Origin of the sequence: Spirosoma sp. (assembly GCF_048594605.1) — a bacterium.
Taxonomy (GTDB): domain Bacteria; phylum Bacteroidota; class Bacteroidia; order Cytophagales; family Spirosomataceae; genus Spirosoma.
The window spans coordinates 1-9,644 of the sequence record NZ_JBMDWV010000136.1 but is presented as its reverse complement, the minus strand read 5'-3'; the positions used below and the strand labels follow the sequence as shown (position 1 = coordinate 9,644).

The 9,644-nt window shown below is 48.1% G+C and carries 8 protein-coding genes and 1 pseudogene; 7 read left to right on the top strand and 2 right to left on the bottom strand.

Annotation, left to right across the window (positions count from 1 at the left end; genetic code table 11):
• Positions 1-205: pseudogene (locus ACOJS8_RS08910) on the bottom strand (spermidine/putrescine ABC transporter substrate-binding protein); the annotation flags it as partial.
• Positions 206-502: 297 nt separating this feature from the next.
• Between ACOJS8_RS08910 and ACOJS8_RS08905 the strand changes: the two are divergent.
• From ACOJS8_RS08905 to ACOJS8_RS08880, 6 genes are all read left to right on the top strand, one after another.
• Entirely contained in the window at positions 503-1,471 is a 969-nt protein-coding gene (locus ACOJS8_RS08905) for an NADP-dependent oxidoreductase (protein WP_420148189.1), read from the top strand.
• Between the two features lie 14 nt (positions 1,472-1,485).
• Positions 1,486-1,848, top strand: coding sequence for a TIGR02328 family protein (locus ACOJS8_RS08900; protein WP_010747697.1), 363 nt, complete (start codon positions 1,486-1,488; stop codon positions 1,846-1,848).
• A 152-nt stretch (positions 1,849-2,000) separates the two neighbouring features.
• Positions 2,001-3,071: an LLM class flavin-dependent oxidoreductase gene (locus ACOJS8_RS08895; RefSeq protein ID WP_420148188.1), complete on the top strand. Its 1,071-nt coding sequence runs from the start codon at positions 2,001-2,003 to the stop codon at positions 3,069-3,071.
• A gap of 102 nt (positions 3,072-3,173) precedes the next feature.
• Positions 3,174-4,001 carry an alpha/beta hydrolase gene (locus tag ACOJS8_RS08890; protein WP_420148187.1) on the top strand — a complete coding sequence of 276 codons (828 nt, stop codon included), beginning with the start codon at positions 3,174-3,176 and terminating at the stop codon, positions 3,999-4,001.
• Positions 4,002-4,054: 53 nt separating this feature from the next.
• Complete coding sequence (locus ACOJS8_RS08885; RefSeq protein ID WP_420148186.1) at positions 4,055-6,190, top strand: GDSL-type esterase/lipase family protein; 2,136 nt, start codon at positions 4,055-4,057, stop codon at positions 6,188-6,190.
• 228 nt (positions 6,191-6,418) lie between these two features.
• Positions 6,419-7,663 (top strand): sugar MFS transporter, encoded by a 1,245-nt coding sequence (locus tag ACOJS8_RS08880; RefSeq protein WP_420148185.1) that lies wholly within the window; start codon positions 6,419-6,421, stop codon positions 7,661-7,663.
• A 67-nt stretch (positions 7,664-7,730) separates the two neighbouring features.
• Here the strand turns inward: ACOJS8_RS08880 and ACOJS8_RS08875 are convergent, their stop codons facing one another.
• Positions 7,731-8,612, bottom strand: a complete 882-nt coding sequence (locus ACOJS8_RS08875; protein WP_420148184.1) for a sugar phosphate isomerase/epimerase family protein — start codon at positions 8,610-8,612, stop codon at positions 7,731-7,733.
• A 173-nt stretch (positions 8,613-8,785) separates the two neighbouring features.
• Between ACOJS8_RS08875 and ACOJS8_RS08870 the strand changes: the two genes are divergently transcribed.
• Positions 8,786-9,644: class I SAM-dependent rRNA methyltransferase (locus ACOJS8_RS08870; protein ID WP_420148183.1), on the top strand; the 859-nt coding region annotated here is incomplete at its 3' end.

Below are 9,644 nucleotides of genomic sequence, written 5' to 3'. Positions count from 1 at the left end.
TTGTTTCCATCGCTTCGTTGGAGTCAAATGTATTATAAATCACTGAGTAACCAGTCTCAGTTTCGAATGTTTTGATCAATTCGGGGTCAATATATTCGCCCCAATTGTAAATAATCACTGTATTTTTGTCGGACGACGTTGCTGCCCCCGATTCTTTCGTTAACACCGAAGCACCGAAAAACAGCAATGCGGTGATGCCGATCACACCGCCAAAAAATACCCACAACCTTTTCAATTCATCAATTCCTTCTTTCTCTACAATTTCGTATTTCTTGAGTAGCGTAATTGATTTTTAAAGAAAAGGCAATAAAAAAATGAAGAAAAAATAAACCCGTTTCTTTCAAGGCTTTGAAGGAGGAACGGCCAGGTGGCTGGGGCAGTTTCCAAACATATCATTTGTCAAATTCCCTCCTTTTGCCTAAGCTAGGGAAGTGAGAAATCAAGGGATGGAAAAACAGGAACCTCTCTTTGATGAAGAATGAATGTAAGGAGTGAAGCATCAATGGAAACACGTGCTGTCGTTATTGAAGCCTATGGTGGAAAAGACCAATTAAAAGAAGCAACGGTCCAATTACCAGAATTAAAAGCAAATCAATTATTAGTCAAAGTTGCCGCAACGTCCATCAACCCGATCGATTGGAAATTAAGAGAAGGCTATTTAAAACAAATGTTTCCGTGGGACTTCCCAATTATTTTAGGTTGGGATGTCGCAGGGGATATCGTAGAAATAGGTGCTGACGTGACAGAGTTCAAAGTTGGTGATGCAATCTATGCCCGCCCTGAAACGACTCGTTTTGGGACGTATGCTGATTACGCCATCGTGGATGCTGAGTTAGCAGCGATCAAACCAGAAAACCAAAACTACGCAGAAGCAGCTGCAGTGCCACTAGCTGGTTTGACTGCTTACCAAGCGTTGTTTGAACACGGTCGTTTAAAAGCAGGGGAAAAAGTCTTGATCCATGCCGGAGCAGGCGGAGTTGGTACCTATGCGATCCAACTAGCAAAAGCAGCTGGCGCTTACGTCATCACGACGGCTAGTCCTCGTAACCATGAGTTATTGCAAAAACTTGGTGCCGATGAGATCATCGATTACCATACGACAGATTTTGAAGAAGTCTTGCAAGACATCGATTTGGTCTTTGATACGATGGGGGGCGACACCCAGAAGAAAAGTTTCACTGTCTTAAAACCTAAGGGCCGTCTGATCTCGATTTTGAGTATTGAAGACGAAGACTTGGCAAAAGAAAAAGACATCTTCGCCAAAGCAATTTGGTTACGAACCAACGGCAAACAATTGGCAGAATTGACAGAGCTGATCGAAGCAGAAAAAGTCACCAGTATCATCAGTGCAACCTTCCCATTGACAGCACAAGGAATTTACGATGCCCACGCATTGAGTGAGACACACCATGCAGTCGGCAAGATCGTTATTGAAAACCAAGACAATTTCATCAGCCAAGACGCAGAATAAAGGAGGCTGAACCGATGCGCTTATGGCATGAAGCGCTGATACCTGCTTTGCCTCGGCAGCAGCTGTTAGGCCAGCATCGTGAAGCAGCAGCCTTGCGGGGGCTAGGCTGGGGCAAGAAGCACGCAACCGTCGATTACGTTTTTACCCATCCGCCCTATAAATTGTTTCAATACCATCAGTTAGTGCTGGATGAAATGACCTATCGAGGCTATCGGCCAGCACCTGAATGGTACGATCCAGCGTATCGTGGCAAAAATCTGCCGCTGGAACCCTCCGTTCAAGCTGTTCCTTTGACTACGCCGATCTATCCAGAACATGATGAAGCATACTTGGAAGAATGCTTAGTGAATCTCCATAGTAAAGGGATCTATCTTTAAAGACCAAACACTTTCCTGAATTTTTGTTCGGGAAAGTGTTTTTTTGCTTTAAAATCGATAACTTACAAAAAGTAAGCATATTGTTCGCAACTTTTTTTGTTCCTTGTTATAGTGAGAACAGAGAATCAGTAATGAGAAATGAGGAAAAGAAAATGACCATCAATCACAGAAATCTTGAATTTGGGTTAGATACGTTTGGCGATCTAGCCTTTGATGATACAACGAAAGAACGGATCAGTTATAGCGAATCGTTGCGCAATATCGTGGCAGAAGGAAAATTAGCCGATGAAGTCGGTCTGGATGTGTTTGCACTGGGTGAGCACCACCGGCCCGACTTCATTATATCGGCCCCCGAAGTAATATTGGCGGCTGCGGCCAGTATCACCAAAAATATCCGCCTTTCCAGCGCCGTTACGGTGTTGAGTTCGGCCGACCCGGTGCGGACATTCCAGAATTTTGCTTCGCTGGACCTTATTTCTAATGGCCGGGCAGAAATCATGGCGGGCCGTGGATCGTTCATTGAATCGTTTCCCTTATTTGGCTATGACCTGAAGGATTACGATGAGCTGTTTACGGAAAAACTGGATATGCTGCTCAAAATTAACCAGCAGGTAGAGGTGAACTGGGCAGGCAAACATCGCGCATCGCTTCATGGAGAGGGTATCTACCCACGGCCCTATCAGGAATCCATTCCAGTCTGGCTGGCTGTTGGCGGGACGCCCGCATCGGCAGTTCGGGCTGGTACGTTAAATCTGCCCATGACCGTAGCGATTCTGGGCGGTCCGCCCGACCGGTTTGTTCCGTTCGTTAACCTGTACCGGCAGGCAGCCGAACGGGCCGGTCACGACGTAGCGCAGTTGCAACTGGCGATTAACTCGCATTTCTACATGGCTGACGATTCGCAGCAGGCTTCTGACGATTTTTACCCGCCCTACGAGCTGTTAATGAACCGGGTTGGCAGAGAGCGCGGCTGGTCGCCCATGACGCGAATGCAGTTTGAACAAATGCGTCAATACGGTCCGCTGATGGTGGGAAGTCCGCAACAAATCATCGACAAGATTCTGTACTTCCATGAGTTGTTCGGAAACACCCGCTATCTGGCCCAACTGGTTGGCGGTCATAATTTGCCGCACGCGAAAACGCTACGTGCCATCGAATTATTCGGAACGAAAGTGGCGCCGGCTGTCCGTAAAGCGCTGGAGAAAAAAACGGTGACTCCCTGATAAATTTGCTGACCATGCACAACGTAACAGCTGCTATTTATCGATAAATAAGTAGGTCAGGAGCTATTTTAGGCTTTTGCCGATTGTTTTACCCCAATGCGTATGTCTCTTTTTCGTAGCCTGCTTATTGCCAGTTTCTTATTCATTGTTAGTCATGTTCAGGCGGCCAAAATCGATACGGTTGATACGTACAGCGCGTCGATGAAGAAGACAATCAAAGCCGTAGTTGTCACGCCGGATTCATACACGACGGGCAGCGAGTTTCCGGTCGTGTATCTGTTGCATGGCTACAGCGGCAACTATAGCGATTGGGCGAAAAAAGCACCAAATCTTGCTCAGTTGGTCGATCGGCATCAGGTTGTGGTTGTTTGTCCGGACGGAAATTTCGGCAGTTGGTATTGGGATAGCCCGGCTGATCCATCGTTCAAATACGAAACCTACGTAGCGAATGAACTGGTATCGTGGGTCGATGGACATTACAAGACCGTCAAAAACCGTCAGGGGCGCGGCATTACGGGCCTAAGTATGGGCGGACACGGAGCCCTGTATCTGGCTTTCCGTCACCAGGACGTATTTGGAGCGGCTGGAAGTATGAGCGGGGGCGTCGATATTCGTCCCTTTCCAAACAACTGGGATATGGCCAAACGACTCGGTACGTACGCCCAGTTTCCCGACCGCTGGGAGCAGAACACCGTCATCAATATGCTGCACCTGCTCACGCCAAATTCGCTTGCACTGCTTATCGACTGCGGCACCGAAGATTTTTTCTTTCGCGTGAACAACAACCTGCACGACAAGCTTCTGGAACGTAATATTCCGCACGATTACATTACCCGCCCCGGCGGTCATAACTGGCCGTACTGGACCAACGCCGTTACGTATCAGTTGCTATTTATGCGGCAGTATTTCGATAAGGTGAAACGCGAATAAGCAATTAAGAATCGTGGTTTATGATACGTAGTCTGTTGCTATTCAGTTGATTTATGCTTAGTCGTTCGCTTTTACTTGTATTCGCTCAGCTTCTGTTTTTTTCAACATACGCGCAGAAAACGGTTCGGATTGCCTGCGTGGGAAACAGCATTACGTTCGGTGCCCGGCTTACGCATCGGGAGCAGAACTCGTTTCCGGGGCAACTGCAGTATTTGTTGGGCAAAGGCTACGAAGTCATGAATTTTGGCGTAAGCGGTCGAACCTTGCTCCGGGAGACGGCAGCGCCATACGTGGCTACTGATACGTATCAGAAAGCCCTGAAAAGCAATCCTGATATTGTGTTTATTAAGCTGGGCACCAACGACAGCCGCTTGCCGTATCGACTGAAGATTGATCAGTTTATCCCTGATTACAAAATCCTGATTCAGTCGTTTCGGGAGTTGCCGAGCAAACCCCGTATCATTCTGCTGCTACCCGTTACGTCGTTTCTGACGGATACCACACGCCAGACGGATGCGGCCATTACGAAGCTGATCATTCCCCGCATTCGCCAAGTAGCTTTTGAGGAAAAATTGGAGCTGATTGATCTGCACGCACAAACCCGCGACGACAGCCTTCTATTTCCGGACCAACTACATCCGGCCCCGCTGGTTATGACACGTATAGCCCGGCGGTTGTACGATGCCGTTACATTAAAGACCGAACCTAAGTTTGATATTTTCCGGAAGATCAAAGAGCCTGTTAACGTATCGTCGTTTTATGGCTACGACTGTGCTGATTTTACGTTTGAGGGACATAGCGCCAAGGTCGTTAAGCCGCGCGTGGTAGCAGCCGGTAAGCCCTGGATATGGCGGGCGCGTTTTTGGGGGCATGAACCGCAAACCGACATAGCTCTGCTGGATCGGGGTTTTCATCTGGTGTACTGCGACGTAGCGGAACTCTATGGGAATACTGAAGCCGTTAACCTCTGGAACAAGTTTTACCGATACATGAACAAGGCCGGATTAGCCGATAAGGTGTGTCTGGAAGGTTTGAGTCGGGGTGGAATTTATGCCTACAACTGGGCTGTCGAGAACCCGAAGAAAGTGGCCTGCGTGTATGCCGATGCGCCCGTTCTGGATTTAAAAAGCTGGCCGGGCGGCAAAGGGAAAGGCAAGGGTAGCCCAACCGACTGGGAAATTTTCAAGAAAGATTACGGACTGAAGTCCGACGAAGAAGCTCTTCAGTTTAAGGGCAATCCGCTGGATCGGGTGACGGAAATAGTGAAAGGAAATTTTCCGATGCTACACGTAGTGGGTGATGACGACGATGTTGTACCCGTCAATGAAAATACAGAACCTTTTGAAAAACAAGTGCTGGCGCTGGGCGGACAGATCACCGTTATTCATAAACCCGGTATTGGTCATCATCCGCACAGCCTGCCCAATCCGGCGCCTATCGTCGATTTTATTCTGAAAGCAACCGGGCAGCATACGCATTTTGCGCTGATTCCCGTACCGGGTTCCGAATATCGCTCAGCAGGCGGCTGGAAACCTGGAAATGACTGGTGGGACAACTACGCCAATATTCAACAGACGCTGGATAGCGTGGGCAAGCTGGATATTCTGTTGATGGGCAATTCCATTACACAGGCTATCGGCAAACGTAGCCTGGTTGTCCACCATGCCGGGCAGGTGCCGTTCGATAACGCGTTGGCGGGCTATCGCTACGGTGTAGCCGCCATCTCCGGCGACAAAACGCAACACCTGCTGTGGCGCATCGAAAACCTTGATTTCACAAAAGCGAATCCGGATGTAGTGGTTGTTACCATCGGGGTCAACAATTTCCGGGAAGACGATGCGAACGACATTACGTCGGCCATCGGTCTTATCCTGAAAGCCCTCAATAGTAAACTTCCGCAAGCCAAACTGGTATTGATTGGCCCCTTGCCTGCGGGCACGACCGCTGATGACGACAAACGAAAAAAGTACGTAGCAGTTCACCAGCAGATTCAACGGTTCGTCGATAACAAAACTGTCTTCTTCTGCGACCCGTCACCCGCGCTCATTGACGCCACTGGTAATTTGACGGCGGGGGCATACTATGCCGACGGTATCCATTTAGCGGTGGATGGCTATAAAGCCTGGGCGGCTGCGTTACGCGCAACGATTGATAAAATAGCACCGTCGGCCAGCCAGTCACGTCGTTGATAGTAAGCAAATAGATCTCTCCGTGTTATAGAATACGATTTTGTAAACAGTTGCCAATTAACGACATGGTATGTAGTACGTCTTTTCGAAAGGGTATTGCCAGCGGGACCAATACTATTTATAGTAGCACCACTGGCATAAATCAGGTAGTTTAGCTCAGAAAAAGACTTTGCAATCCTTATACGTACTCGTACTATAGCCGGGATAAACCGTTCAATAACCTAACTTATGCAGGCAACAACCGTATCTGGCCAATCGAAGCCAGCCGCTTTTACCGAAAAAAAATACTTAATCACGCTTGTTTTTGTTACGTCGCTGTTCATGTTTTGGGGCGTGGCCATTACGATGGGCGACGTACTGAATAAACACTTTCAGCACGTATTGAGCCTGACCAAAACTCAATCCGCTTTTGTACAATTTGCTATTTTTGGAGCCTATTTCGTGATGGGCATTCCGGCAGGGCTGTTCATGAAACGGTTTGGGTACAAAAACGGCGTGCTGCTCGGACTGGGCCTGTTTGCTACAGGGGCGTTTTTGTTTGTACCGGCGGCCGCGGCTGTTTCCTTCACCTATTTTGGAATTGCCCTGTTCATTTTGGGTTGCGGCCTCTCTACGCTCGAAACAGTAGCTCACCCCTTTGTTGCTTCCCTCGGCGACCAGCGTACCAGCGATCAACGCATCAATTTTGCGCAGGCGTTCAACGCCTTAGGTGCTATCCTTGGACCAGCCATTGGATCTTATTTTCTGCTACGTAACAATACTGAGGGAAGTACCGATCTAACCTCTGTCAAGACTCTATACATCGCCATCGGGAGTGTCATTGCAACGATTGCTATCCTGTTTTCCTTTGTTAAAGTCCCTTCGTTAAATGATCCGCACGCTGTCGTTGATCCGGAAGCTGAGAACGTGGATGTTGACCCTGGAAAGCCGTTGTTCGGCCACCGGCATTTTGTGTGGGCCGTTATCGCTCAGACGTTTAACGTAGCGGCACAGGGTGGAACCTGGGCTTTTTTTATCAACTACGGTCACGAGAAGATGGGCTTTTCAGATGCTACAGCGGGAAATTACATGGTGCTGTTTATGGGGCTGATGCTGGCCGGGCGTTTTGTCGGTACGTTCCTGATGCGCTTTGTTCAGCCGCACACGTTACTCGCTACGTTTGCTGCCTGTAATATTCTGATGTGTCTCATCATTACCCAAAGTTGGGGATGGCCTTCGTTCATTGCGTTGCTGATGCTCAATTTCTTTTTCAGTATTATGTTTCCAACCATTTTTAGTCTGGGACTGAAGAACTTAGGCGCTCACACGCAGCAGGCTTCTTCCTTTATTTCGATGGGGGTAGCCGGGGGAGCAGTGTTTCCGTTTCTGATGGGTATGGCGGCCGAAAAAGACGTAGCGAACGCTTATTATTTGCCGATCATCTGCTATACGGTTATTTTCCTGTTCGGAGCGAAATTCTATAAAGTAAAGTGACAGATTTACTAAGTATAGCAACTAAGTCAATAAAAAAGGGAGCTTTTAAGCTCCCTTTTTTATTGACTTAGATCTCCAGCTTCTTCATGTACTCCGCGTCGTTTTTCAAGCTAACTAACGGCGACTGTGGGTATTCTTCCTGCTCAACGAGGTAGTATTTGATACCGCTCTTCATAGCCGCATTCAGCGTTTTCTTGAAATCGACACTTCCTTTGCCAAGGTCATTCTGGACAGGCTTGCCATTCTCTTTCTTGTAATCCTTGATATGGCAGAGTTCGTAACGTTTACCATATTTTTTGAGGTGCGACTCCGTATCAACACCCGCTACGTCGATCCAGCACAGATCCAGTTCGAACATAACGTTTTTCGGATCGGTGTTATCGAGCAGATACTCCTGCGGTAATTTGCCGTCCAGCGGAAGGAACGAATAGTTATGGTTGTGGTAACCAAATTTCAAACCTGCCTGACGAACCTGTTCGCCAACGGTGTTAAATTGGTCCGCAATTTTTTTCCAGTCGTCCCAGGTCTTTTGCGCGCCGATGTATGGGCAAAGTAAATAGGTCAGCCCAGCGTCATGCGCCATTTCGATACTTTTTTTCAGTTGATCGGGCTTCTCGACATCCCCTCTGTAATTGAAGTGCGTGCTGATCATTTTCACGCCCAGGCCATCCAGAAACGACTTGATTTCTTTGGGTTCCATACCCCACAAAAACCCCTGTGCTCCGCTGAAACTTTCGAACTGTTTGTAGCCCATCTGCGCCAGTTGCGTCATAACACCTTTCGGGTCTTTGGGCAAGTCAGTACGAACGCTGAACAGCTGAACACCGAATGGGCTGATTTTTTTAGTCGGCTCATAAGGCAGTATGTTAGCAAGCAAATTGGTTTGGCTAAGGGTAAAAGCTCCGGCAGCCATCAGACCGGACTGTTTTAGAAAACTCCGTCGGTTCATAGAGAAAAAAGTTTGCGGCATTAAAACGTAAAGATGGGTTAGTTATGCGTAATAAAGATTAGAAAAAAGTTAATAAATGCAGGAGCCAGGAAAAGGCAGCAGCGTATGAAGGTAATAAAAGAAAGGCCTGATCCTGCTTTCATTCTATCTTTGCGCTCTTTTCCTGATTACAAATGGGATTTTCTAAATTATTTCTGCAATCTGGGCGCGACGAAGCGGTTCGACGGTTTCACCCCTGGGTTTTCTCGCGAGCTATTAGCCGGTACGAAGGCGATCTGAACGACGGCGACGTAGTAGAGGTTTTTGATAGCAAGAAAAATTACCTGGCTACAGGGCATTACCACGATGGGAGCATTGCGGTACGCATCTTCTCGTTTGGCGCTACGTCGGGTGGACCCGTTACGCCCGATGTGCCGTACTGGACGCAGAAACTGGCACGTATTCGGAGCATTCGTCAGGCGATTGTCATAGGCGACACCAATTGTTACCGACTCGTTCATGGTGAAGGTGACGGATGCACCGGACTCATTGTAGACATGTATAATGGCGTAGCGGTGTTGCAGGCACATTCCATTGGTATGCACCGCGAGCGAGACCTGATTACCGAAGCACTAAAAGCCGTTTTTGGTGAAGAGTTAAAGGCTGTATATGACAAAAGTGCCGATACGTTGCCCGACGAATACGGGGCTACCGTCACGAACGGTTATCTGTTTGGTCGGACTCCCGTACCACACCCCGTTCAGGAAAATGGTAATACATTTCTGGTAGATTGGATAACGGGGCAAAAAACGGGTTTTTTCCTGGATCAGCGCGACAATCGGGCGTTGCTGGCGCAGTATGCAAACGGTAAGAATGTACTGAATGCGTTCTGTTACTCAGGTGGATTTTCGGTCTATGCGCTTAAAGCCGGAGCTGCTTCGGTCCATTCCGTCGACGTATCGCAAAAGGCAATTAATTTGACGAATCAGAACGTAGCGGCTAATTTTGGCGAAACCTATAAGCATGAAGCCTTTGCAGACGATGTGATGCATT